24 protein-coding genes and 1 tRNA gene are annotated in these 24,036 nt (G+C 53.1%); 9 read left to right on the top strand and 16 right to left on the bottom strand.

Features of this window, described 5'->3' with window-relative positions:
• Positions 1-101 precede the first annotated feature (101 nt).
• Positions 102-566, top strand: coding sequence for a hypothetical protein (locus QW772_00890; protein MEM0037481.1), 465 nt, complete (start codon positions 102-104; stop codon positions 564-566).
• A 35-nt stretch (positions 567-601) separates the two neighbouring features.
• Here the strand turns inward: QW772_00890 and QW772_00885 are convergent, their stop codons facing one another.
• From QW772_00885 to gcvPA, 7 genes are all read right to left on the bottom strand, one after another.
• A complete protein-coding gene (locus QW772_00885; GenBank protein MEM0037480.1) occupies positions 602-922 on the bottom strand; it encodes an ASCH domain-containing protein in 321 nt (106 codons plus the stop codon).
• Between the two features lie 31 nt (positions 923-953).
• A complete protein-coding gene (locus QW772_00880; GenBank protein MEM0037479.1) occupies positions 954-2,954 on the bottom strand; it encodes a DUF460 domain-containing protein in 2,001 nt (666 codons plus the stop codon).
• A complete protein-coding gene (locus QW772_00875) occupies positions 2,944-3,900 on the bottom strand; it encodes an RIO1 family regulatory kinase/ATPase (GenBank protein ID MEM0037478.1) in 957 nt (318 codons plus the stop codon). The genes QW772_00880 and QW772_00875 overlap by 11 nt, the downstream gene beginning before the upstream one ends.
• A gap of 58 nt (positions 3,901-3,958) precedes the next feature.
• Positions 3,959-5,206, bottom strand: coding sequence for a methionine adenosyltransferase (locus QW772_00870; GenBank protein MEM0037477.1), 1,248 nt, complete (start codon positions 5,204-5,206; stop codon positions 3,959-3,961).
• 43 nt (positions 5,207-5,249) lie between these two features.
• Positions 5,250-6,428, bottom strand: coding sequence for an ATP-NAD kinase family protein (locus QW772_00865; protein ID MEM0037476.1), 1,179 nt, complete (start codon positions 6,426-6,428; stop codon positions 5,250-5,252).
• 63 nt (positions 6,429-6,491) lie between these two features.
• A complete protein-coding gene (gene gcvPB, locus QW772_00860) occupies positions 6,492-8,012 on the bottom strand; it encodes an aminomethyl-transferring glycine dehydrogenase subunit GcvPB (GenBank protein MEM0037475.1) in 1,521 nt (506 codons plus the stop codon).
• Positions 8,009-9,391, bottom strand: a complete 1,383-nt coding sequence (gene gcvPA / locus QW772_00855; GenBank protein ID MEM0037474.1) for an aminomethyl-transferring glycine dehydrogenase subunit GcvPA — start codon at positions 9,389-9,391, stop codon at positions 8,009-8,011. Before gcvPA ends, gcvPB begins: the two co-directional genes overlap by 4 nt.
• Positions 9,392-9,457: 66 nt before the next feature.
• On the opposite strand from gcvPA, the gene gcvT reads away from it, so the two are divergent.
• The 4 genes from gcvT to QW772_00835 all read left to right on the top strand — a co-directional run bounded on the left by gcvT (position 9,458) and on the right by QW772_00835 (position 12,134).
• Positions 9,458-10,570: a glycine cleavage system aminomethyltransferase GcvT gene (gene gcvT, locus QW772_00850; GenBank protein MEM0037473.1), complete on the top strand. Its 1,113-nt coding sequence runs from the start codon at positions 9,458-9,460 to the stop codon at positions 10,568-10,570.
• 13 nt (positions 10,571-10,583) lie between these two features.
• A complete protein-coding gene (gcvH, locus tag QW772_00845; GenBank protein MEM0037472.1) occupies positions 10,584-11,018 on the top strand; it encodes a glycine cleavage system protein GcvH in 435 nt (144 codons plus the stop codon).
• 81 nt (positions 11,019-11,099) lie between these two features.
• Positions 11,100-11,531, top strand: coding sequence for a hypothetical protein (locus QW772_00840; protein ID MEM0037471.1), 432 nt, complete (start codon positions 11,100-11,102; stop codon positions 11,529-11,531).
• Between the two features lie 117 nt (positions 11,532-11,648).
• Positions 11,649-12,134: a hypothetical protein gene (locus QW772_00835; protein MEM0037470.1), complete on the top strand. Its 486-nt coding sequence runs from the start codon at positions 11,649-11,651 to the stop codon at positions 12,132-12,134.
• On the opposite strand, the gene metG is transcribed toward QW772_00835, so the two are convergent.
• Positions 12,099-13,850, bottom strand: a complete 1,752-nt coding sequence (metG, locus tag QW772_00830) for a methionine--tRNA ligase (protein MEM0037469.1) — start codon at positions 13,848-13,850, stop codon at positions 12,099-12,101. The genes QW772_00835 and metG overlap by 36 nt on opposite strands.
• An 88-nt stretch (positions 13,851-13,938) precedes the next feature.
• Between metG and QW772_00825 the strand changes: the two genes are divergently transcribed.
• Positions 13,939-15,048, top strand: coding sequence for a hypothetical protein (locus tag QW772_00825; protein ID MEM0037468.1), 1,110 nt, complete (start codon positions 13,939-13,941; stop codon positions 15,046-15,048).
• Here the strand turns inward: QW772_00825 and QW772_00820 are convergent.
• The 3 genes from QW772_00820 to QW772_00810 are packed head-to-tail and all read right to left on the bottom strand — an operon-like array spanning position 15,002 to position 16,762.
• Positions 15,002-15,511 (bottom strand): hypothetical protein, encoded by a 510-nt coding sequence (locus QW772_00820; GenBank protein ID MEM0037467.1) that lies wholly within the window; start codon positions 15,509-15,511, stop codon positions 15,002-15,004. The two genes, QW772_00825 and QW772_00820, sit on opposite strands and share 47 nt — an antisense overlap.
• Positions 15,508-15,963 (bottom strand): Lrp/AsnC family transcriptional regulator, encoded by a 456-nt coding sequence (locus QW772_00815; protein ID MEM0037466.1) that lies wholly within the window; start codon positions 15,961-15,963, stop codon positions 15,508-15,510. Before QW772_00815 ends, QW772_00820 begins: the two co-directional genes overlap by 4 nt.
• A 49-nt stretch (positions 15,964-16,012) precedes the next feature.
• A complete protein-coding gene (locus QW772_00810) occupies positions 16,013-16,762 on the bottom strand; it encodes a hypothetical protein (protein ID MEM0037465.1) in 750 nt (249 codons plus the stop codon).
• A gap of 150 nt (positions 16,763-16,912) precedes the next feature.
• Between QW772_00810 and QW772_00805 the strand changes: the two genes are divergently transcribed.
• Together QW772_00805 and QW772_00800 are read left to right on the top strand one after the other, a co-directional pair.
• Positions 16,913-16,989: transfer RNA gene (locus QW772_00805), tRNA-His, on the top strand.
• Positions 16,990-17,491: 502 nt separating this feature from the next.
• A complete protein-coding gene (locus tag QW772_00800) occupies positions 17,492-17,920 on the top strand; it encodes a DUF61 family protein (GenBank protein MEM0037464.1) in 429 nt (142 codons plus the stop codon).
• A gap of 54 nt (positions 17,921-17,974) precedes the next feature.
• Here the strand turns inward: QW772_00800 and QW772_00795 are convergent, their stop codons facing one another.
• The 5 genes from QW772_00795 to QW772_00775 all read right to left on the bottom strand — a co-directional run bounded on the left by QW772_00795 (position 17,975) and on the right by QW772_00775 (position 22,847).
• Positions 17,975-18,784 carry a creatininase family protein gene (locus tag QW772_00795; protein MEM0037463.1) on the bottom strand — a complete coding sequence of 270 codons (810 nt, stop codon included), beginning with the start codon at positions 18,782-18,784 and terminating at the stop codon, positions 17,975-17,977.
• Positions 18,785-18,989: 205 nt separating this feature from the next.
• Positions 18,990-19,586: a FumA C-terminus/TtdB family hydratase beta subunit gene (locus QW772_00790; protein ID MEM0037462.1), complete on the bottom strand. Its 597-nt coding sequence runs from the start codon at positions 19,584-19,586 to the stop codon at positions 18,990-18,992.
• A 10-nt stretch (positions 19,587-19,596) separates the two neighbouring features.
• A complete protein-coding gene (locus QW772_00785) occupies positions 19,597-20,475 on the bottom strand; it encodes a fumarate hydratase (GenBank protein MEM0037461.1) in 879 nt (292 codons plus the stop codon).
• A gap of 8 nt (positions 20,476-20,483) precedes the next feature.
• Positions 20,484-21,827, bottom strand: coding sequence for an NADP-dependent malic enzyme (locus QW772_00780; protein MEM0037460.1), 1,344 nt, complete (start codon positions 21,825-21,827; stop codon positions 20,484-20,486).
• Between the two features lie 291 nt (positions 21,828-22,118).
• Positions 22,119-22,847: an MmgE/PrpD family protein gene (locus QW772_00775; protein MEM0037459.1), complete on the bottom strand. Its 729-nt coding sequence runs from the start codon at positions 22,845-22,847 to the stop codon at positions 22,119-22,121.
• Positions 22,848-23,027: 180 nt separating this feature from the next.
• On the opposite strand from QW772_00775, the gene QW772_00770 reads away from it, so the two are divergent.
• Positions 23,028-23,999, top strand: coding sequence for a hydroxyacid dehydrogenase (locus QW772_00770; protein ID MEM0037458.1), 972 nt, complete (start codon positions 23,028-23,030; stop codon positions 23,997-23,999).
• Positions 24,000-24,036: the final 37 nt, after the last annotated feature.

The raw sequence follows: 24,036 nt of genomic DNA, 5'->3' as shown, positions 1-24,036 counted from the left end.
GAACAACTTCTCCAGGAGTTTAACACTCCAAAATTGGGTTTCATTTTCTTATTTAAGGTATATTAATAACTTTCAGGTATATAATAAATTGGGCGTTGTAGTTGAGGTGTGGGAGGGCTGAATCGGACATCTTAGCCACGGTCGTCCTAATCGCCACAACCCTGATCCTGGGAGTAATCGTGGTGGGATGGGTGATAGGGATATGGGGGTCTACGGGAGGACCTTCAGAGAGTTTAACGGTTACGGGCACTGAGGCTGAATGCATCACAACACAGGGGGTGCTTTCAGTAAGATTGACCGTGAACAACAAAGGTACGGCAGACGCGGTGGTAAATAAAGCCTACATCCCAAATCTCGGGGCCGCGAGCCTGTATGAATACAACGGACAGCAAGTTAACGGCAATACAGTGACGGTTAGCAAGGGAGAGTCCGGCACGCTGGTTGTGAGGGCCCCCTACACAGGGGCATGCCCAATCGAGGTGACCTACCAGGTCAACGTCTACACGCAGGCTGGCAATGTATACACCACCATGGTTAAAGTGGCGAAATCCACAACGCCGAGCTAACCCCACGACAGCTGATAAAATGACCTGGGTCCCCGTCATAAACCCAGAAGCCGGAATCTAATTACCTTGACCTCCGTGTCGTCCGTTATCCTACCCCCGCCGTAGATCTTCTTAAGCTCTAGAATCAGGTCCTCCTTGCTTCTGAAGCCGTCGTTCAGAGCATCTGCATCGCTCAGCTCGCGAACCCTCTTGGTTACGACGTTCTCGATGTATGCTCTCCCCACATGCACGTCGCCAACCTTGACATCGACGACCTCACCCTCCCTTAGGTTGGAGCGGAGCCTGACCGTAGTGGTCTTCTTACCAAGCAGTATGCTCCTCCCATACTCCCTCCTGAAGGCAAGGACCTTCCTCATCCCCGCACCTCAGGACCTTCCTGGAGAGACTTCAGTCAGCAGGTTTTAAGCTTCTGTCCCTTCTGTAGTCCTCGAGCAGATTGCTGAGGTCCTCGTAGGTGAGACCGTGGAGCTTCTTCCTCCTCTCCTCAGCCAGCTGAGGAGCTAATGCGGCGGCCCTGATGACGGAGTTTTTGTCGACCGCCACAAGGCACTCGTTGACCTCCACCACGTCCTCCGAAGCTACTGCCGGTATCAAACGCTCCTCAATCAAATGCCTGCTTAGATCCACCGCTTTAGGCGGAAGCACGAAGGCCATGCTACCGCTGTCAACCAGCTTCCCAACCTCCCTCACAGCCTCCGTGACGTCGTAGGTGAAGACTACCGGGGTCCTGGCCTCCTCAGACCTCACCAATTTAAGGCATCTATGGTTGTAGACAGGGATCAACACGTGCGTACCTACGTAGAGCTTGAGGATGGCGTTCTCGTAATTAACTAGTCTAGATTTAGTGGATGAATTCTCGCCCTCCAGAACCCTCACATAGGACTCGAGACTCCTGACCCGTTGAGCGAGTTCGCCAACCTTCCTATCCCTGAGAACCCTCTCACTGATGTCGGACGTCACAGCCTCCAACCGCGAGGTTAACTCACGCACCACCCCCTCAAGCTCAAGAACCCTCTGCCTGTAGAGCTCCTTCTCCCTCTCCAACTCACTTACCTTCTCCCTTAGGGCCTCCTCAACTTTACTGATCTGAGGGGGTGTGGGTTGCCTGGGGACGGGCAACTCCTTCCTGCCCTCCCCCTTAACGTACTCGTTTATTATCTCCTCAACTATCGTTGATAGGGTCTCATTAAGCAACACCTTAGCCCTGTACCTCTGCAGATCGACCTCATAGAGACCCATCTCCCTCAGCTTACGCGACAGTTTCTCCATCTTCCCCTGAAACTCGCTGTACGCCTTAAGAGCGGCGGCCAGAGCGTCTCTCTCGTGAGCGTTCCTCACGGACAGTGAGGGATGCAATGCCGTGAACTCGGCGACCATCACCTCCTTCTCCGCGGTGTTCAGAGATCTTTCGGGGACGTACAGCATGGCGCCTAAAGAGGCCGCCAGCTTCCTGCACATCTCGGGCGGCGGGTTCTTGTCGGTTGCGATGACCGCAGGGTGCCCGAGCTTGATGAGAACGCTGGAGATCTCACCCCTGTCTAGCTCCCGGCCCGACGTGATGTAGATCGGAGTCATGTCTAGATCCAGGACCGCTAGCCCTACACTCATTCCGGGGTCGTAGCCTACGATTAGATAGCGCTTCTCCTCGTCCCCTCTAGATTCCCTGAGTAGATCACTTAGAAAGCTCTTACTAAGCACGGGCCTAATTTTAACGACCACGTCCTTACCTCTCGCCTGCCTGACGACTCCGTACAGCCTCTCCCGGGACGTGTAGGCTACGAAGACAGCTCTCTCAACGCCGCCCCTACTCCTCCTGACAAGGAGGTCGTAGTCTATCCCAGCACCCTCCAGAGCCTCCTTAACCTTCTTCACATGCCTTGCGACAATCCCATGCAGGTTCCTCATAAACTTCTCAGTTCTGGAACCGCCCGCGACGCCTGAACGCCCTGGGTAGACGTAAATCTTAACCTTATTCTCGAAGACGTTCACCCTGGTGCCGTACCCCTCCTTAGCGAGGTAGGCAATGACAAGGGCGGTCTTGAAGGGATCCAACTTACCCTTACTGCCAGCAAGCCCTACCTCCTCAGCCATGGTCTGCAGGTCAAGAGCCCTTCCAGACTCAACGTTCACCTGAACCACGCTTATCTCCGGAGGCAACAGCCTGAGCAGCTTAACGAGGTTCCTCCTATTACCCCCTAACTCAAGGACGTTGTCAGTCGCGAGAACTGAAGGCCTTAACTCCCAGAGCTCCCTTATCAACCCCCCGAAACTAACTTCCTTCACGGTCTTGAGGGAGCCCCCCTCAACAACCACTAGAGCATAGGCAAACTGAGATAGATCCCCACCTGATCTTACGATATCAACGCCAACTATCTTTTCAGAGCCCATCCCTCAAACCCTTCACGAACTCCAGACACCTGCCAACATCCACTTCCAGACCATATGTCCTTTTGAAGAATTTAACTATGTATGAGACGTCCCTCTGAAGGACTTCCTCGGACGCGGGATCCCCTCTAAGGAAATACTGAGGCCAGTCAATTACGTAGGGCTTCTCACCCCCACCCACGTCAACCAGGACGTTGTACTCACTTAAATCGCCGTGAACAAGCCCCACATCCAGGTAGGCGCTCCTGAGGGCGGACATGATGGCATGTAATATAGTTTCAGGCGATAAAGCAGCCCTATACCTGTAGAGCTCGACACCCTGCACGTACTCCATGACCACAGAGTGGTCCACGTGCCCGTAAACCTTGGGTACGTAGGGCGTGCAGGGGCTCAAGACCTTCAAGGCTTTATACTCCCTCTCAGCAGCTGTCTTGGACTGGACGAACCACCTGCTCTCGTCGGCCGCGTAGGGCCTCACCCTCTTAACCCTCTGGAAGCTGACCCTCCCTATCTTGTAGAACTTAACGGCCACCAGCCTCCCTGCAGGAGTCTTGGCAACGTAGATCTCGCTCTCCTTCCCAACGCCGACTCTAGTACCCAAGTACCCCAGAACGCCTGAGTCACTCAACTTCCTGAGAGCCGCTAGATCAAGGCCCAGGTACGTGAGTCTGAAGCCCTGCATCGCGTGATGCTTGACGAGCGCCCTCACCTCGATTAAGCTACGGAGGGACTTGATGATGCGTGAGGGCGGAAGCCTCAGCAACCTCTCCAACTCCTCCAGGGGGACGTACTCATACCTAGGTGCGAGGGCGTTCACAACGTCGAGCACCCTGAAGTCCTCAGGACTCAACCCCCTGTATATGAGGGCCAGCTCCCTCAGGACGACCACCTGCTGAGAAGACGAAGAAGACTTGAGAACGTGTTCAGCGAACGACCTGACATCACGCATCAGACCCGGGTTCTCACATCACCTAAACCAGGAGGAAAACAGGGGGTTTAAGAACTCTCTAGAAGAGCATCACCCTACCGCTTATTACCTCCTCAGTTATGCTGGTCACGTTACCTATCTCCTCATCAACTATCCCGAACACGTCGGACTTGACGGCATTAAGCGCTTCACGCCCCGTCGGAGTCAGCCTGACTAAAGCCATCTGAGGCTCATCTATCGGATGACCTATCTTGGAGAGGAGCTCCACATAGACTTCCTGAACCTTAGGTACCTCCCTAATTATCCTTGCCGCGATCTTGCTGGCGAGCACGTTGTAGATCTTACCGACGTGGGTTACTGCGTTCTTGCCGGCAGTGGCTTCAAGACTCATGGGCCTCATAGGGGTTATCAACCCGTTAACCCTATTCCCGCGTCCGGTCATCCCGTCATCACCGTGCTCCGCCGAGGTACCCGTGACCGTCAGGTAGACGACGTTGTTCTCAGGCATGTCAGCGCTGTTGATCACCACCTCAACATCGTGCTTGCCAGCCCTCTCATCGCTTGAGAGCTCCCTGGCTATGAAGTCCCTGACCTTATTGTCCAGCTCCTCCTTAACCGACATGTAGTGGCTTAAATCAGGTATGAGATGCGATATCATGGCAGCCGCTATAGTCAGCTTGATGCGGTCCCCAACCCTGAGCCCCATCACCTTTATATCCTCGCCGACTTCAGGCATGGACTCTTTAAACCCGCGCGAGTTCAGATACCTCTCGACGCCGAGAACTATCCTCTCAAGCGTTGAGAGCGGCGCGTAGCCGACGCCTATGCTGGTGTCATTGGCCAGCGGCTTCTTCTTCACCTTCACCCCAGTCTCGTAGGTCTTGACTAAATCAACGCTTCCAGGCCTTATCATGTAGTCTACGACGATGTGCCTCTCAGGGTCTAAGAACCTGAAGTTCTGGGCAACCCACTTCTTGACAGCGTCCACAACCAACGTCCCCACAGGAACCCTGTCTATGCGTCCGTTATTCAAGCTAACGTACTCAGTAGCCCTCCCCGCCACTATTATGTATATCGGGTGAAGAACCTCCCCGCCACCGAAGCAGGGCTTCGACTGCCCGCCCACTACCAGGACCTTGTCCACGTTATGATGGAGTATCGCGTTGTAGTTCTCCAGGTAGTACTTCGATAGGGAGACGCTGGAAACCTCTGAGGCCGCGTCGGCTATGTAGTCAGGGTGCCCTAGACCCTTCCTCTCAACGAGCTCCACCCTCCACTCATTCATCGGAGGAGTATCGGCCAACTCGATCTCTATGTTCCTCGCCATACGCACTACCTAAAGGAGATAACACTGACTTTAATTTTAAATATTAGCTCTGAGGAATAGACTGCAGACTGCCTGAGGGGGTCCTTAAATACCTGTCAAGACAGCAGGCAGGCAGCACTAACTTAACTGACTCCTCCCTATAACCAGTTATGATCCTCCAATAACCGCTTAACGCGACCTCAAGCTCGGGATCCCCGACGTCGATGAGGAGGTGCTTAACGCTAGACAGTTTCGAAGCTGTGGAGAGCACGTATATGTTCTGCCTGCCGACCTCACGCAGAACCCTTGCGCTGAATTGCTGGTTCCCCCTGCCGAAGAGGTATCCCTGCCTCCCGATGATCGAGACCACTATAGCCGCCTGCTCGTATCCCCTCATGAGGTTCAGCACATCCGACTCACTCAAGTCAAGCCCTACGACCGCTCTATTAAAGAGCGCGTCAACACCTAATAAAGTCTTCTTAAGGCCCAGCAGATCCGCTACAGCCTTAGTGGTTGTTCCAGGACCTAGGAAGTAGAGGACGTCATCACGCATGAGTTCCTCAACGAAATACTCGGCAATGCCCCACTTATCCTCCTCGGAACCCCCGGCGAAGTCCTTAGAAGGTATTACGTAATCCTCCACGAGGGGGGTCAACGCGTATCCATAAACACGCACGCTGAGGACATCCTCCTTAAGCCTGGCCTCGTCGACGTCAGCTACTTCAACGTAGTCGAGAACGACTCCCCCCATGCTGAAACCCGTAACGACCTCAGCCGCGGCCTCCGGCGACGCGGCGAACACCCCGGAATACATCTTCACTCCAGATGGTATGCCGAGGACAGGGACCTCAGCCCTGCAGGCCTCCAGAACGTCCCTCGCCGTGCCGTCCCCGCCAACGAAAGCTATTAAATCAACGCCCCGCCTAACGAACTCGGAGACTACTTGAACCGTGTCCTCACGGGAGGTAGCGGTCTTGCCGGGGGAAGGCAGGTTCAGACACGAATATCTGAGCACCCCCTCAAACCCGGCTAAGTAGTCGCAACCCATAGAACCGCCTGCGGAGATGATAACCCCCTTAAAACCCTTTCCTGTCAGGGCATTCAGGAATCTAGTGACTTTGAGGGGGGCTACAGGCCTGGCCCCTCTCCTTAAAGCCTCATGAAGTAATTCACCGTCAGTCCCTTTAAGACCAACCGAGCCGCCCATGCCGGCCACAGGATTTACGATAAGGCCTAACCTCACCTGAGGAAACCCTCCAGCCAGGGTTGGGGGTACACGCCGCCGGATCTGCTTAAACCACTCAAACTAGGGACCTTCGTCCTTAAGCTTCTCGACATACCTGTAGGTGGGTGCTAAAGTCTTAGGGTGGTTAGCTGTCAGCACGTCAAGCCGCCCTACCGAGGTGTTAGTAGGGGATGACTTAACCAACTCAGGACTGCTGTAGGCTAGGTCCACCACCTCCTTGTAGGCGTTGGCCAGGGCGTCGATGTTCTCCTTACTCTCACTCTCAGTGACCTCTATCATGTGCGCCTCCTTAACTATTAAGGGGAAGTATATGGTCGGTGCGTGGAAGCCTCGATCGAGGAGCGCCTTAGCCACGTCCTCAGCGCTGACTCCAGTTTCCTTCAGGAGCTTCTCGAAGCTCACCACGAACTCATGCTTGCGCCACCTACCCTCACCATAGGCGAGTGAGACCCCCCTCAAACCGGCCAGCTTCCTCATGAGGTAGTTGGTATTTAGGACGCTCAACTCCGCCACTTCCCTGAGTGAGGGCCCGAGGGTCGCTATGTAGATGAAGGACTTCACGATCGGGACTACGTTGCCGTAGAACCACGAGATCCTCCCTACAGTCCTGCTCAGATCATACCTAAACACGTACTTACGTCCGTCGAAATCCACTATCGGAACCGGCAGGTATTCCTTGAGGCCGCTCTTAACGCACACGGCCCCGGCGCCGGGGCCTCCGCCCCCGTGGGGGGCTGAGAATGTCTTATGCAGGTTCAGGTGGATTATATCGAACCCCATATCGCCGGGCCTCACGAGCCCTAGGATGCCGTTGAGGTTAGCTCCATCATAATACATGAGGGCGTCCCTCCCGTGAAGCAGGTCCGATATCTCAACAATCTTGGACTCGAAGATGCCGAGCGTGTTGGGGTTGGTCAACATCAGGCCGGCCGTGCTATCGCTTAACACAGCCTTCAAGGCCTCGATATCCGTCTCCCCGTCCGGAGCCGTAGGTATTTTGACTACCTTGAAGCCCGCCATGGCCGAACTAGCTGGGTTCGAGCCGTGCGCCGCCTCAGGAACTATCATCTCGACCTTGCCGGTGTTGCCCTTGTCCAGATGGTACTTCTTTATTATTAAGGCGCCGACGAACTCGCCCGCCGCCCCCGCCGGCGGTTGGAGCGAGCACTCGTCCATTCCAGTTATCTCGGAGAGCCATTTCTGCATTAGGTACATTATCTCCAGAACCCCCTGAACGCTGTCCACGTCCTGATATGGATGCAGGTCGACTATCCTACGGTCCGATGCGAGCTCCTCCGATACCTTCGGGTTGTACTTCATGGTGCAGGAGCCTAGGGGGACGGGGCCTAGATCAACACCGTATGACATCTGAGAGAGTCTGGTGAAGTGCCTAACGACCTCCACCTCACTCAAATTCGGTATCCCCGGCTCAACACTCCTGAGAACATGCCTAGGGGCCTTGCTTAACGCTTCCTCAGCCTCGCCGCTGAATTCATCGTCCACCGCGAAGGTCTGCTTGCTAGATCCGCCCAGCTCAAACAACACCGGTTCATCCCACTTAGCCTGCCTGAAGACCATCATCCACCCCTCCCAACGACCTCCCCCAGCAACTCCACCAGCAACTCGATGTCACGCTTCGTGTGGAGTTCGGTAACACACACCAGACCGCAATCACCGAGCTCTCCGCGGAACCTTCCCAGATCAGGGCCTGCGTAGACACCCCTGCTGGCCAGCGTCCTGAGGACCTGAGCAGCATTAACGGGGAACCTGACGCCCACCTCACGGAAGTGAAGGGCTTCAGGGAACAGTAGATCAACGGACTCAAGCCTTGAGAGGCTCTTCACTAGGTAATGAGTTCTTCCAAGTATAGCTTCCCCAAGCCTCCTGAGCCCCTTGGAGCCAAGTAGCGACAGGTGCACGGCCGCGGCCAACGCCTCGAGAGACGCGTTAGTAGTTATGTTGGAGGTCGCCCTCTCCCTCTTTATGTGTTGTTCTCTAGTCTGCAATATCATGGTGAAGCCCCGCTCCCTGCCGTCTACCGTTCGTGTAGCGCCTATCAACCTGCCTGGAAACTGGCGAAGTAATTCCTTGTCATCGTTTATGCCGAGTATTCCTGCGGAGGGGCCTCCGAAGTTAAGCCCCACACCCAAACCCTGAACGTCGCCCACAACCACGTCGGCCCCCATGGCTCCCGGGGCCTCGAGAACGCCGAGCGCTAGCGGATGTGTGTAGACTATGCTCAGGGCGTTGACCCTGTGCGTCTCTTCAATAACCTCTCTAACCACCGATTCAACGACTCCGAAGAAGTTGGGCGTCTGCACGAAGACTGCGGCCACCTCGTCCGACAGCTTGCTTCTAAGATCACTCAAGCTGATCTGCCCGGACTCCCTATCGAGACCTACGTTAACGAGCTCTAACCCCGCCCCGAAGCCCCACGTTCTGATCACCTCCACTACCTCCGGATGGACGGACTCGCTAATCAGGATCCTCCTCCTCTTTTTAGCACGTGCAGCCATCAGAACAGCCTCAGCGGAGGCGGTGCTCCCATTGTACATTGACGCGTTAACCACCTTCACACCGTAGAGGTCGGCCATGAGGCTTTGATACTCGAACAACGCCTGGAGAAGTCCTTGAGCTATCTCGGCCTGGTAGGGGGTGTATGCGGTGTAGAACTCGGATCTGGAGACGAGGGCCTTAACGGCCGAGGGCACGTAGTGCTGGCAAAGCCCACCCCCCATGAACGAGGGGACCTCGCTTAAGCGGTTCTTGGATATTAAGGTATTGAAGAGCCTCACCACCTCGTATTCAGCTAGGGTCCTGCCGAAACCTACGTTAAGATCCCTTGCGAGGAGGAGCTGCGGCGGCACGTCGCTGAAAAGCTCTGAAACATCCTTCAATCCGAGATCTCTTAATAGCTCCCCCCTGATCTCCGGTGATGAGTTGGGTATCCAGTTATGCATCACACCAACCTCTCAAGGGAAAATACCACGTTTTCAGTTAAAAGGTCTTCACCAGTATTATATCGGGTGTTTAACATAGTTAAGGAGGTACCCCTGCTTGAGGTTCAGAGGGAGTTAGGCGGCAGCGTCGGCGAGTTCGCAGGCTGGCTGACCTCAATGGATTACGGTAACCCGATCGAAGAGCATGTCAACACACGAACCTCCGCCTCAGTGTTTGACGTGTCGCACATGGGTAGGTACGTGATGAGAGGTAGGTCCGTCTTCGAGTTCCTGCAGAAGCTAGTCTCCAAGGACTTAAGCGATGTTGAGGAGGGGCGGATGAGCGGGCCGGTGTTGCTTATGAACGAGAACGCCGGCATAAGGGATGACATAATGCTGTATAAAGTCAACGACAACCTATGGCTCGCCGTCGTCAACGCCCCCAACGTCGAGAGCGATAGGGAGTGGATGCTTGCCTGGAGGGATAGATGGAGGTACACGGACGTGGAGATCGAGGACGTCACACTAAAGTCCGTTCTGATATCCATACAGGGACCTAAGGCGGCTGAAGTGATGGAGGGGCTGGGCTTCAGCAACGCCAAGGACCTCAAGATACTCGAGTTCGCCTACGGAGCCGAGGTCCTGGGCAGGAAGACCGTGCTCGTCAGCCACTCCGGGTGGACTGGTGAGGAAGTCAGGTCATATGGATTCGAGATATGGACTGACGTGAACCACGGCAAGGAAATAATTAGGAAGTCCGTGAGTCTAGGGGCTAAGCCGGCAGGGCTGATAGCCAGAGACTCCCTGAGGCTTGAGATGGGCTACCTCCTGGTGGGGCAGGACATGAGCGAGGACCTCAACCCTATCGAGGCCAGATATTGGTTACCATTATCGCTGGAGAAGGAGGAGTGCGTCGGGTGCCCTAAACTCAGGGAGATATACGAGAAGGGAGTGTCCAGAATTAGAGTTGGCCTGAAGCTCAAGAAGGGGGTGAGGGCCATACCAAGGCACGGCTCAGGGATATACGCCGGCAACAACCTCGTCGGGAGGGTGACTAGCGGGGTGTTTTCCCCATACCTAAACGCAGGGATAGGCATGGGCTACGTCGATGTCAGCCACGCCTACATAGGCTCGCGGTTGGACGTGGAGATCAGGGGCGTCAAGCAAAAAGCTAAAATAGTTGACTTCCCCTTTATTTAAGGGTGGGTAAGTGATGGACGAATCTCCGGTCTTTCACATCAAGACCAAACTGGGTGAGTACTTAATCCCTAAGAACCTGCTGTACACTAAGGATGATGAGTGGATTAAGGTGGAGGGGGAAGTCCTCACTTTAGGGATAACGGACTACGCCCAGAAGAAACTCAAGTACATAGTTAGTGTCGAGCTGCCTGAGGTTGGGAGGAGGGTCTCGTCCGGTGACGCCGTAGCTTCACTTGAGTCCGTCAAAGCTGTCGCAGAGGTCTACACACCGACTTCCGGCGAGGTTATTGAAGTCAACGAGGAGTTGGTAGATAAGCCCGACCTAATAAACAAAGACCCCTACGGGAAGGGGTGGCTGATCAAGATAAGAGCGCCCGGCCTGGACAGAAGCAAGGTCCTAAGCGCTGAGGACTATGCGGGTAAGATACTGAAGGAGGAGTCCTCCTAGCGCATCATAGAAATTTTTAAGTTTTAAAGCCATCGTATAACTTGTGGGATTACGTACCTCAGACTCCCTCCCAGGATTAAAGTGCTCGAGGCCGCGGGGGCGGTAGCCGACAACAGAGTCGTTAAGGTGGGTGAGAAGACTTTTCGGGTCATCTCGTCTGAGGGCGATCGTGAGTACAGGGTGTACGTCGATCTTGAGAGGATGGAGGCATGCAGCACGGATAACGGGACCGTCTACAGGAACTACGTAGGCTACCCGATAATATCAGCGCTGTACCTGACCAACGCCATCCCATACGACCCCGCGGTAGGCGCATCGCTCTCAGGCATAAACTGGAGGCATCTTAATGAAACCCTTAAGAGCTACGCACTGGTTGAGGCGAAAGTTAAGGAAATAACTAAGGAGAGGGGGGTGACACCGGAACGCATAGACGAATACGTGAACGAGGTCTACACCACTCTGAGGAAGCTAAAGTTTTTGAAGACGGAGGAGTGCCTCCGAAACGAGCTTTAGTGAGGAACCCACCACTAAGGCAGGACAGGATGGGCAGGCGGCCTAAGCCAGGGTCGAGAAACCGGACTATCATGGCTGTTGAGTATTTAACTCTCTATAATGGAACTATTAGTAGTGATGACGTTGAAGGCCAAGGTAGCTGTGATAGATGGCTATCCGTTGCTGATGAAGCTATACGAACCCTATAAACATAGGATAAACGAGTACAATTTAACGATTAAGGACAGCGGGTATTATCTAAAACCACTCCATTTCGTGTACCTTAAGTCTCCGAACAAGCTTGTCAGCATTAAATACGTTTATTTCGGAAGATATTGGTATAGGGTGCATAAACTCACGAACCCGCGCAAACACAACTCGAAGGTCAGGTGGATATACATAGGTAAGGAGAAGCCGGACCCAACACTGCCGGACCCCCCGCTGAACCCCTTTGAGGGCATCTACGTCTTAGCTTTTGAGAGCGACATCCTACTCAGCGAGAAGAGCTACAGAGCGCTCGTCAGGATATCGGAGAGCATGCACGGTGTCAACGTGTTTGAGGGTAGGGTGAGGGGATTGAAGGCGGAGTTAAAACCTGAGCACTTCTGGCCTTTCATTATTTAATTCATTCCGCAGCCCCTCTAGATAGCGTTCCCTCTCATCGTCGTTCAGCAATGTCTTAACGAGGCTTTGAGGGAGTTTAGTGAAGATCTGCTCCGGCCTACCTATCCTGTGGGGCAGTCTAACCAACTCCAGCGGATGTTCCTTAACGAGGGGCTTCTCAGAACTCACGTTAATGACCCTAAATATCCTTTCAGCCGACCCGGGGGTTATTGGGTAGAGCATGACCGCTAACGTCAACACCGTAGTGAAGCCCAGGTTAAGCGTTACCTTAGCATCCTCAACATCCTCTCTAACCTTAGCCCAAGGAGCTTTAACGTTCACATACTGATTACCTCTCTCGCCGAGCTTAACTATCAACTCACTAGCGTCCCTCAACCTAGCGCGCAACATCAGGGATTTATAGGAGTTCCATGAGTCATCTATGAATTTCCTGAACTCCGCATCAACGTCCCCAGCTGGGCTCACATCCTCGACAACGCCGTCGAAGAACCTATTTATCAGGGTTAAGACTCTGTGTATGAGATTGCCTATGTGGTCGTTGAGCTCGTTGTTGACGAACCTCACGAACTCCGACCACTTGAAGTTGGTGTCCTTGTCCTCAGGCCTCATCCTGATTAGGGAGTACCTCCAGTAATCCACGGCATCCACTATCTTCAGCGCCTCGTCAATCCAGACACCGACCCTCCTACTCTTACTGAACTTCCTACCCTCATACATCAGGTACTCCGTGGCAGATATTACTGTAGGCAGGTTGTACCGATCCCTAGTGGCCATAAGGAGCGCCGGCAGTATGACAGCGTGGAACGGTATGTTGTCCTTCCCTATGAAGTAAGCTGTCCGAGACTCACCGTCAAGCCAGTACTTAACCCACTCAGACTCCCTACCCAACCTCGAGAAGTACTCCTTAGTGGCTGACAGATACCCCAGCAGAGCGTCGAACCACACATACACCGTCTTATCCCCAGAGTTCGGGAAAGGCGCCGGGATACCCCATTTATTATCACGCGTAAGCGACCTGGGAGCGAGACCCGTCGTCTTTATCCAGGAGACTGTGAAGTTCCTCACATTCTCTTCGAGGAACTCGTGTCCGGTTATCCAGGAGAGTATCTCGCCCTCCAGCATGTCGAGTCTGAAGAACCAGTGTCTCCTACTTCTGAAGACAGGAGGGGAACCACATAGAACGCATCTAGGGTTTACCAGCTGGTCAGGCTCTAAGAGCCTCCCACAATTATCACACTGATCCCCCCTAGCCCCCTCGAAACCGCAGTAGGGGCAAACACCCTCAACGAACCTGTCAGGAAGATATATGTTGTCCCTGGAGCAGTAGGGAATCACCTGCTCCCTCTCCTCAACGAACCCATTCTCGTAGACCCTGGTCAGGAAATTCTGAACGAAGTCTTTGTGGATCTCGCTCTCCGTCCTGGTGTAGTTGTCAAACGATATCCCCCATAACTCCCAGAGCTTAACTATGTACTCGTGAGAAACATCGGTCAGTTCCTTAGGGGTCACCCCCTTCCTGCGTGCCTCAACCTCGATCACAGTCCCATGCTCGTCGCTACCGCTAACGAAAACTACGTCCTCGCCAATCATCCTCAGAAACCTTGCGTAGACGTCGGCGGAGAGGACACTGCCAATCATGTTACCCAAATGCGGGACCGAGTTTATGTAAGGCCATGCTGAGGTAACCACCCACCTGCCTATCGTAGCCCACCTCATTAACCATAATTTCGGACTACATTAATAAAAACAACGGACGAAAATATTAACTCCCTAATTACAATGTTAGCCTGGCAGGGGTCTGCTAGTGTGTAGCTACTACACATATCCCTTCCTCAAAGACCTTGATGAGTATTTCAGAGAGAGATACGGCAGCGAGATCGGCCTAGAGAGGCTGTTCAGCGTGGGGCACTTGAGAACCAGGGTTATGGAGAGGGTTAGGAACGCTGTCCTAGACGGTGGGCAGACCACAAGGACGGAGCACGGGGAGGATGAATATCTATCCTTCTACATGGGACTGCTGGTTGCAGGACTGGCTGACAGGTGGGCGCTGATGAAGTATGTGGATAGCGAGGTTAAGGCTTTCATCACCCTCTTAGAGGGGGAGAGTAGCAGGTTTGTGTGGGACGTGTCTCGGAGGCTGGGCGTGGTAGGCGAGTTGTTGGCTAAGGATGATGAGTGCGGGCACAAAGTTGTCCTGGAGACCAAGCCGAGACCTGAGTTCTCATGCTTCCAGTTCAGAATGACTATCCCCAGATACCTGATGTGTGCTGAGAGGCTACTGGGCGAGGTCAGCTGGTCGCTTGCCAGCACGTATGTGGAGAGAGGCTACGTATACCTGTCTAAGAAGAAGTACGTCCGGCTACTTGAAGACCCCCTTAAGGAGTATCTGCTGAGGATCTTCGAGACCCTTAGTCTGAAGGTGATTAACAGGGATGCTGTGGAGGGCCTGAAGGATGAGGTTAGGAGTCTAGTCCGTAGCAAGCGTGGCTACACAAGCGATGAGGCCCCTGAAGGGGGTCAAACCCTATTAGGGGAGGTTAGGGAGGAGTTCTTCCCCCCCTGCATAGGTGATTTAATCACGTCGTTGAGGGCGAACGAACATCTAACCCACAGCCAGAGGTTTGCCCTGGCGACCTTCCTCCTGAACATAGGGGCTACAACGGATTACGTGCTCGATTTAATGAGGAACGCGCCGGACTTCAACGAGAGGGTGGCTAGATATCAGGTAGAGCACTTGGCGGGGCTGAAGGGAGGAGGCAAGAAGTACAGCATGTATAAATGCGCCAACATGAAGGAGCTAGGGATGTGTGTAGCCGAATGCGGTGTCAGGAGCCCTATCCAGTACTACCTGAGGCACCTCAGGAGGGCTAGACAACGCGGCGGAAGCGAATCCTCTCGTAGCCAGGGGTCTTGAAGCCCTTTTCAACCCTGAACTTCAGCACGTTAGGGGGTTCAATCCTGTGGGTAACCCCCACCTCAGCGTCGACTACCTCAAAGCCAGGCGGGAATACCCAAGCAACGCTGTAATCGTATGTAGCGACCTCCGCGTTGTAGGTGTTCTCGTAGGTGTTGACGCCGTCAACCAGGTCCCCCCTGAAGTGAATCAGGAACTCTATGTAGGGCCTCTTTAGAGAGCCCCTGAAACCCACGTCCACTAGAAGAACTTCAGGCCTGACGTCAACCCCGTTAATCTTCACTACCTCCTCATCAAGGAAGGACTGCATGTTGCCCCTCATCAACTCCAGCTCCCTGCTAAGTCCACCCTTGATGGCTGACGCAAGCTCCTCAGCCGCGTCTACGTACTCATAAATCACTATTTGATGAAAATCGCCCGTAGGCAAAACCACGAAATACCCGTAGGCATATATGGGCTTCAAGTTATCAGGACCTTTCTATCCTCCTTAATCACTCTCAGAACCACTGCTGTTGATGTTCTCTGAACACCCTCTAGAGACCCTATGACGTCCAGCATCTCAGAGAGCTCCTTATGATCCTTGACATAGACCTCAGCAACCAAAGCCCACTCGCCAGTCACGTCGTAGACGGTCTTAACGTTAGATATGCCGGCCAGCTTACCCACTATATCGTTGTACTTCCTGACATCTATGGTCAAAAATATTAGCGCCCTGAGGTTAAGCCCCACGAGCTCCGGCGACACCTCAGCAACTATCCTCTTTATGAATCCCCTTTCCTTCAGCTTCCTCAAACGCATGTAGACTGTGGAGGGGCTCACCCCCAACATCTTCCCAAGCTCGGAATACGTCACATCCGCGTTCTCCTGAAGAACGTTCAAGATTTTCTTATCCAGCTCATCCAAGCCTTGAACCACGCGCACCCACCAAATAAGATGTGTTGGAAAGGTATAAAAAATTAATGGTTTAGGCCTTGGGCGCGCTTAAATATTCTACCAACTCCCCACCAGGCATGTTGAAAGTAAGACGTAGTGGATGGTCGTTGCTAAACTCTATTCTCACAGCATCCACAACATCGCAGAGAGGCAACACTTTAGTCACGTAGCCCTCATCGTACGGGGTCCTCGAGCCCTCACCGACCTCCAGCTCTATCAGGGACCCTCCGGCAAGGGAGAATTTAACGTCACCGCCTACCTCCGGCGCCTCAAGCCTCAGGCACTGATTATCCATGGCCTCAAAGACTATGGTTCCGCCGCCTCTCAAATCGTTTAAGGCGGTCTTGAAAGCCGCCGAGTACACGGAACCCCTCACGTTGAACGTCAGACTTAGCTCAGGCACCTCGGTCACGGGGACCTCTATAGACCTGTACCTAAACCTCTTAACACCTAGGGATTCTATGACGAACTCATAGAAATCCTCACCAGCCCTAAGAACGATCTTATCAGACCTCCTAGGTCTCGGCAACGTCCTCATCAGGCTACTCAAGTTAACGCCGATAGAGGTCTCCTCACTCAAGTTGTAGGACAGGAAGCTGGACGAAGGTATGTGCACACTCACCAAAGCAACCTGAGCAGGATCGAGAGCCCTTACCGTGAGACCGTCCTCACCGAAGTTAAACAACGCCTCATCAACTATGCTTGAAACAACCTCTAAAACCCTGCTGAACACCTTCCCACTAGGATATTCAATAACGACCCTGAATCCACCCTCACCCATCAAAGAGCCCCACATATATAACTCAGAGAAACCAATAATAAATAGTGATGAGGAACACTGGACCCGAAGAGATGAAGAACCGTGTGAGGACTGACTCCACGCAATCTAAACATAACTTAAAAACAGTCTTACAATCAGTATTAATTGGTGGCTCCGGTAGCTCAGTCCGGGAGAGCGCGGGGCTGTGGACCCCGAGGTCCCGGGTTCAAATCCCGGCCGGAGCCCCACCGATTACCTGAGAATGTCACTTACCACTACAACAATGGCCGATGAACCACTAACCAATAGGACCGCTCCACCAGTTAATGATAATGTGAAAGCCACCGTCATCAACCCAGTCATATAACCACTTCATGAGTGAAACGAATCTAACACTTTTAAACATTCGGCAGGTTCAAACCCTATTAACCATTCATTTGATATATATACAGAAATACAGAACCGCCCTATTAGCTACTTTGGGCGAAGTCGAATACCTAATGACTTCACAAGCCGGACATGAGCTTTCAAAACCCACTAAATCCGGGTAGACAACATGACAGTCCTCATGAAGAAGAGTAACAACTCTATCTCGTGCTCTCTAGTTATTCTTACCTCCCTACAGGCGTCCTTCAGCCCTCCCTCCTAACCCTCACTCTGCTGGGATCTCTCAGGCACATTAAATAACCACGTAGTGGTAAATTTAGTGAAGTGATAGTTTCGCAGATTCATTCCTGCAGGGGGTTGAGTGTGGAGGAGGACAGGCTGTATGAGCACCTGCTCAGGGATGAGTTGAGGATCGCCAACAGCTACATAGCCAGTAAGAGAAAGCCACTCCCTACACTCCTCAACGAGGAGTATCCGCATGTCCTCACGATGGACGGCGGTGTGCACATGTTCCGCAGGTCTGAGCTTCTGTACGCTAAGGCTGAGTTAGGCGGGGAATCCGAGAAGCTGATGCTACCGATCTACGTTGAGTTGCTCCCCAGTCAGACAACCACTACGGCCGTCGTAAGGGACGAGGTGGCTGCTAAGCTTTTAGCCAGGATATTAAGTGTTGAGTGCTCCACCCCACTGTACTTATACCCGGTTCAGCTGATGGAGTTGCGAAGGAGGATCAAGACACTGATTCAGTATGTCGTTAGTCCTGAAGTGCTCAAGGACGTGGGGGAGGACTAAAACCTTACGGCTGTGAATTTCGTTCCGCAGAGTGAGGGCCGATGTTTAAAGGTCCTATCTCGAGAAGGGACTGGTTCCAGGCGGGAATTTCTGGAGGAGATCTCGGATGAATTCAGCCAGTCTGTTGACCGCGTCCTCCACTATCTTCATTCCCTTCTCCCTAGTGGCCTTAGTCGCGTCGCCGAGGATTCCCAACTTAAGCGTCTCCTTCTGGAAGTAGAACGCCGATATGTTGTGGTGCGGGAACCCTCCCTCCTCAGGCATGTAGGTCGTGCCGCCGAGGTATTTCGAGTCTATGAAGGTCGGCGACTTCTCCTTACCGGCCTTACTCATGTCCACCAACTCAGGGTAGAGGGCGAGGGATATCGACGTCTCACACTCGTCAGCGTGTTTGAAGGGCTCCTCACAAACTTCGTTGATGGTCCTCCTAGCAAGCTCCCAGAGGGTCGCTACAGCCACAAACACCCTGACCTCAGGAACTATGTCATGTAACGCGCCCACCAGAACCCACTGCTGGCCGTGAGCGTTCAGAATTATTATCTTCTTGAAACCGGCATTCACGAGACCTCTTATAACGTCCTTAACGTATTCCTTCAAAACGTCCGAGCGTATGGGCACAGTTCCTGGGAAGCCGAGCTGATGGTACATGTGCGCACCATACCATATAGGCGGAGCCACTACAGCGCCTGTCCTCTCAGAAACCAGCTCAGCCACCTTCCACGCGTTTAAGGCGTCAACACCCAGTGGGGAGTGGGGGCCGTGTTGCTCTATAGAGCCTACAGGGACTATAGCTACGTCACACACTCTCTCTGCGTAATCTTTAAGTTCAGTCCACTTCATCTCCCATAGCCTTTTCGCAGGCATGAACTACACCATTAATATATGGCGCAACCATTAATAAGAGTTTCCTCGTTTAAGGCGAGTGTATTCTGAGGAAACCCTTAATTGAGGATTCCAGACTATTGCTTAGCGTAGCAGATCACCCTCAGGGGTCTGCCTCATAACCCACTATCCACTACATTCCGTGAATGTGAGGAGCTCTCTAAAAGCCGGTGGGTGTGTCAGTGACTTAAATTAATCTGGTTAACAGCTCTGATTTTCTAGCCTCCGCTTTCCTGACTACCTCCTCTATATAGTTTCTACCTGTACTGTCTATAGTCACTATTAACGGGCCGAAGTTCTCGACCTCGAACATCCATAGAGCCTCAGGTATGCCTAAGTCAAGCCACTCAACCCCTATGACACTCTTTATAGCGTTAGCCGCCAACACGCCCGCACCCCCGGTGAAGGTCACGTAGGTAGCCCCGTACTTACTGCATGCTTCAGCGGTTTTGGGGCCCATGCCACCCTTTCCAACTATCACCCTAACACCTGCTTTCTCAATTACCGTGTATTCGTAGAGCTCCAGCCGTGCGCTTGTGGTGGGGCCTGCGGAGATTACCTCCCACCCACCACCCTTCTTACTAACTACGGGACCGCAGTGATATATTACACCACCCCTTAGGTCGATTGGCAGGGCCTTCCCCTCCTTAAGGTAATCGATCATCCTCCTATGGGCTGCATCCCGGGCCGTCACCACGACGCCGCTAACGTATATTATATCACCTACCCTAAGCTTCCTGACTTCCCCCTCACCCACCGGAGTCTTTAAGTAGTAGATCGCCACATCGACCACCTCACTGGGTTATCGTGTAGCTCGCGTCGGGTTTAACAGTCGCTGTAGCTCGTCTCGTGGCCCAACACTGAAACACCACTGCGACCGGGTAGTTGGCGGGATGCCTGTGTGCGTACTCTATATGTACTGCGAGAGCGGTGGTTCTGCCGCCCATACCCATAACACCTATGCCGAGGTGGTTGACGAGCCTGTGCAACTCCTCCTCAAGCCTTGCAAGGGCGGGGTCCTCGTTTCTAGTGCCCACCTTCCTTAAGGAGGCCGCCTTCTTGGCGAGCGTCATAGCTATGTCGGCACCTCCGCCCACCCCGACACCGACTATTGTAGGCGGGCAGGGCATGGCCCCCGCCTGAAGCACGGCATCCAACACCACCTCCTTGATGGCGTCAACACCTCTTCCAGGCGGTATCATCCTCAGCACTGCCGGATACTCGGAGCCCCCGCCCTTGGGCACCACAGTAAACTCCAACTCATCCCCAGCGACCACATCCCAATGTATGTATGGTATGTATCTGCCGGTGTTGTCCCCTGTGTTTGTGGAGGTGAATGGGTTGACGCTGTTGGGCCTTAACGGTATGGCTTGAGTGGCCTTCCTAACCGCCTTAACCAGCGCTTCCTCCACGGCGTGGATGGCTGGGAAGCCGTGCCCAACCCTGACGTAGAAGATCATAGTCCCAGTGTCTTGGCACATCGGTCTCTGAAGCCTCTCAGCCAGCTCTATGTTGTCGAGTATGGCTTTGAGCTGCGCCTTAGCTACCTCACTCTCCTCCTCTAGGTAAGCCCTCCTTATGGCCTCCTTAACATCGGGAGGTATCGATATTACTGCCCTCCTTATGGCTTCCACAGCAGCTTCTTCGATCACGTTGAGGAGATTAAGACTCATTCTTTTGATCACCAGCTTCCGTAGGGGCGGTGCACCTTGATGTAGTTGCTGTCCAGGGCCAGCTTGACGAATTTCTTGGGACGCTGTATGAGCTCCCGTACCTCATCCTCAAGCTCTGAGGAGCTCATCACCCTTCTGGCGAGTCCCAACTCAATCGCCTTCTGGGCCACGGCCACGGCCTCCCTCACATAGGCCTCATCCTCATCCATCCTAGGCATTATGTACTCCTCATGAATGCCCCTCTCCTCAGCATATCTTGCCAACGCATATGCAGCAGCCATGAACATCTCGTCAACCATCTTCCTGGCCCTAACCGTAAGGACCCCCCTGAACACCGCCGGGAAGCCGAGGCTGTTGTTTATCTGATTAGGGAAGTCGGACCTGCCTGTAGCGACTATCCTAGCACCCCCTTCCTTAGCCTCCCAAGGCCATATCTCCGGAACTGGGTTCGCCTCAGCAAAGACTATCGCGTCCTTATTCATCTCCGCAACCCACTCCTTCTTAATCACACCCGGACCTGACTTAGCCGCCGCTATGACTACGTCAGCCCCCTTCATGGCCTCCTTAATGCCGCCCGTAACACCCTCGCCGTTGCTCTCGACAGCTATTGCATACTTCCACGGGTTCTCCTTCTTCATAGCCTCCACATCGGACCTGTCCCTATGGAGAATGCCCTTACTGTCGACAGCCACGATGTTCTTAGGGTTGGCGCCGGCGACCTTAAGGTACTTGTATAGGGCTATGTTGGCAGCGCCCGCGCCAATCAGAGCTATCTTAACCTCACTTAACTTCTTACCCACTATCTTGAGCGCGTTAACCAGGCCGGCCACGTTGACTAGGGCAGTGCCTTGCTGGTCGTCGTGCCAGACAGGTATCTCAGCAATCTCCTGCAACCTCTCAAGTATGTAGAAGCATTTGGGGGATTCTATGTCCTCCAGGTTAATCGCGCCGAAACTTGATTCCAGGGCCTTAACTATGTAGACGAACTTGTCTGCGTCGTGCTCGTTGATGACTAGGGGAATCGCATCCACGCCGCCAAGGTACTTGAAGAGGAGTGACTTACCCTCCATCACCGGCAGGCCGGCCTCAGGACCTATATTACCGAGGCCTAACACCCTGGTGCCATCGCTGACTACTGCCGCGTAATTCCACCTCAGAGTGTAGTCGAAGGAGGCGTCCTTACCCTGTTCGAAGATCTTCCTGCAAGGACCTGCAACACCAGGCGTGTACCACACGGAGAAATCCTCCAACCTGGTCACAGGAACCTTAGGAACGACCTCAATCTTACCCCCATACTTTAGGTGCAGCTCGTTCGAGACTGAGTACCAATCAACCTTCCTCTCCTGACTCATGTCGTAACACCATAAACTTATGTATGCTCTAGACTTATAAGGACCTCTTAAGAATAACGCTCATGAACCCTCAAGGAACTCTAGCAAGTTAAGAGGACTGCTCCTCCACACGCCCAGCCCGGACATCGCGAGGTGCCGCCCTAACACGATGGTAGATCACTAATAGAAGAATTGTAGTCATCAAAGCCGCATCAACCACGATTGAGCTCGAGTAAAGCAGTATGAACCCGCCCACTATGAAAGCTGCTCGCTGGGTTGCAGGTATGCGGCCCTTCATGTACCCCGCTATACCTAACAGATATTGAGAAAGCCGCTCTCACCGTCAAGCATGGTCTTTGGAGCCGTTAAGCCGCTTTGAGCTAGGAGAGCGCTGAGAACGCCACTCTGTGCTGCTCTAGCAGGTTGCAACGGTTTTATAACGGACTCGCCACGCGTCACCTCCATAAGTCCGGATGCCTGCGTTGCAGCGATTCCTAATGCGTTACCAAGCCCGTCCGTATTTAGGCCCAACAATTTCCCGGCAGCCGCTGCAGCGCTCAGCACTCCACATGTAGACGTTGTGTGGAAGCCTCTCCTGAAGTGCGACGGATTTACAGCAACGCCCATCCTTATAAAGATATCGTACCCGACAACTATAGCCTCTATCAACTCCTTCCCAGAGGCATTGACTTTCTCACCCACGGCAAGAGCCGCTGATATGACTGAAGCACCGGGATGACCCATAGCAACCCTATGACCGTCGTCAAGTTCATGTATATGGACCAAAGCACCGTTAACGTATGCTGCGTTGACCGACGGAACTGCACTACCATCCCCTATCACGGTAGATTCGCCTACGCCTCCTAACTGCTTTACAAACTTAGTTATGGTCTCGCCGAACTCAGTCCGAGAGCCTGCTAAAGCAACACCCACATAGTCAAGAAAACATGTTTTGGCTTTCTCGACCACCTCGCTCGGCAGATCCTCATACCTCACCTCATAGATAAATTTAGCCAACTGATCAACTAAGTTAGCCTCCACCGCACACCACCAAATCCAAACCCAGACACTTGTTATAAATTCTTATTGAGTGCGCAACCCGTTCTGAATCCTCAACACCAAGACCTAAATAGCTAAAAGCCTTAGTACACCAACATGTCTGTAGAACAGATCCTAAATGTTAAATAATCCCGCCGTCGAATTCCCTCTTCGGTAGGCAAAGTGGCCAAGATCCTGGTTACGGCACCTCTGCACGAGGATGCCATGAAGGTGCTCCGCAACTCCAGGGAGGCTGAGGAGGTTGTAGTTTTGAGGGAACCGCCCGCATCTGAGGGCGAGTTGGTGGGGCGTGTCGCTGACGTTGATGCCATCATAGCTGTCAAGTCTGTAGTTCCCTTAACAGAAAACGTTATAATGTCAGCTCCTAAACTCAAGGTAATAGCGCGCAGCGGGATCGGATACGACAACGTTGACGTGAGGGCAGCCACGGCTCGTGGTGTATGGGTGACGATAGCGCCTGCAGAGGAGGTGACCGAAAGCGTGGCTGATCATGCCTTAGCACTGTTACTCTGCCTAGTTAGGAAGGTGTGTAGAGCCGATGGTTTCATTAAATCGGGTCGGTGGATCTCCAATAGTCCGGAGCTCACGTCAGCTTTCACAGCTCCGAACCTCTACGGAAGAACTATAGGTATAGTAGGATTGGGTAGAATTGGGTCGCGGGTCGCTAGGAGAGCTATAGGATTCGGTATGAAGGTAATATACTACGATATAGTCAGAAAGTACGACCTTGAGGAAAGATATGGAGCGGAATTAACGCCCTTAGAACGCCTCCTTAAGGAATCAGACTTCATCGTGATTGCAGTGCCGTTAACAGATCAGACACGCAACATGATTGGTGAGAGGGAACTAAGACTTATGAAGAGGACAGCGTTCATAATAAATATAGCTAGAGGTCCCATAATAAATCATAACGCATTAGTTAAAGCTCTTGAAGAAAGGATAATCGCCGGAGCGGCGTTAGACGTTTTCTATAAAGAACCCCTACCACCGGACGACCCTCTGCTGAGATTAGACAACGTAGTGTTGACACCTCACATAGCTGCCAACACGTACGAGGGCAGGAAAGCACAGCAAATTGTAGCCGTCGAAGAAGCTCTAAGGGTTTTGAGGGGGAAGAACCACTGTATCCAGTAAACCCGGAAGTTAAGAAGGTAAAGACGCTGTAGGATTG

The organism is Zestosphaera sp., assembly GCA_038727705.1.
Classification (GTDB): domain Archaea; phylum Thermoproteota; class Thermoprotei_A; order Sulfolobales; family NBVN01; genus Zestomicrobium.
The sequence above is the reverse complement of the archived record's forward strand: the minus strand, read 5'-3'. Positions and strand labels throughout refer to the sequence as shown.

Bases quoted from the DNA above. Each gene is read 5' to 3' on its own strand.
- QW772_00875 (MEM0037478.1), bottom strand. From the start codon at position 3,900: ATGCGTGATGTCAGGTCGTTCGCTGAACACGTTCTCAAGTCTTCTTCG.
- gcvPB (MEM0037475.1), bottom strand. From the start codon at position 8,012: ATGATGGTCTTCAGGCAGGCTAAGTGGGATGAACCGGTGTTGTTTGAG.
- QW772_00885 (MEM0037480.1), bottom strand. From the start codon at position 922: ATGAGGAAGGTCCTTGCCTTCAGGAGGGAGTATGGGAGGAGCATACTG.
- QW772_00880 (MEM0037479.1), bottom strand. From the start codon at position 2,954: ATGGGCTCTGAAAAGATAGTTGGCGTTGATATCGTAAGATCAGGTGGG.
- QW772_00795 (MEM0037463.1), bottom strand. From the start codon at position 18,784: ATGCCTGCGAAAAGGCTATGGGAGATGAAGTGGACTGAACTTAAAGAT.
- metG (MEM0037469.1), bottom strand. From the start codon at position 13,850: ATGAGGTGGGCTACGATAGGCAGGTGGGTGGTTACCTCAGCATGGCCT.
- QW772_00835 (MEM0037470.1), top strand. From the start codon at position 11,649: ATGACGTTGAAGGCCAAGGTAGCTGTGATAGATGGCTATCCGTTGCTG.
- QW772_00785 (MEM0037461.1), bottom strand. From the start codon at position 20,475: ATGAGTCTTAATCTCCTCAACGTGATCGAAGAAGCTGCTGTGGAAGCC.
- QW772_00810 (MEM0037465.1), bottom strand. From the start codon at position 16,762: ATGGGTGAGGGTGGATTCAGGGTCGTTATTGAATATCCTAGTGGGAAG.
- gcvH (MEM0037472.1), top strand. From the start codon at position 10,584: ATGGACGAATCTCCGGTCTTTCACATCAAGACCAAACTGGGTGAGTAC.
- QW772_00780 (MEM0037460.1), bottom strand. From the start codon at position 21,827: ATGAGTCAGGAGAGGAAGGTTGATTGGTACTCAGTCTCGAACGAGCTG.
- QW772_00870 (MEM0037477.1), bottom strand. From the start codon at position 5,206: ATGGCGAGGAACATAGAGATCGAGTTGGCCGATACTCCTCCGATGAAT.
- gcvPA (MEM0037474.1), bottom strand. From the start codon at position 9,391: ATGCATAACTGGATACCCAACTCATCACCGGAGATCAGGGGGGAGCTA.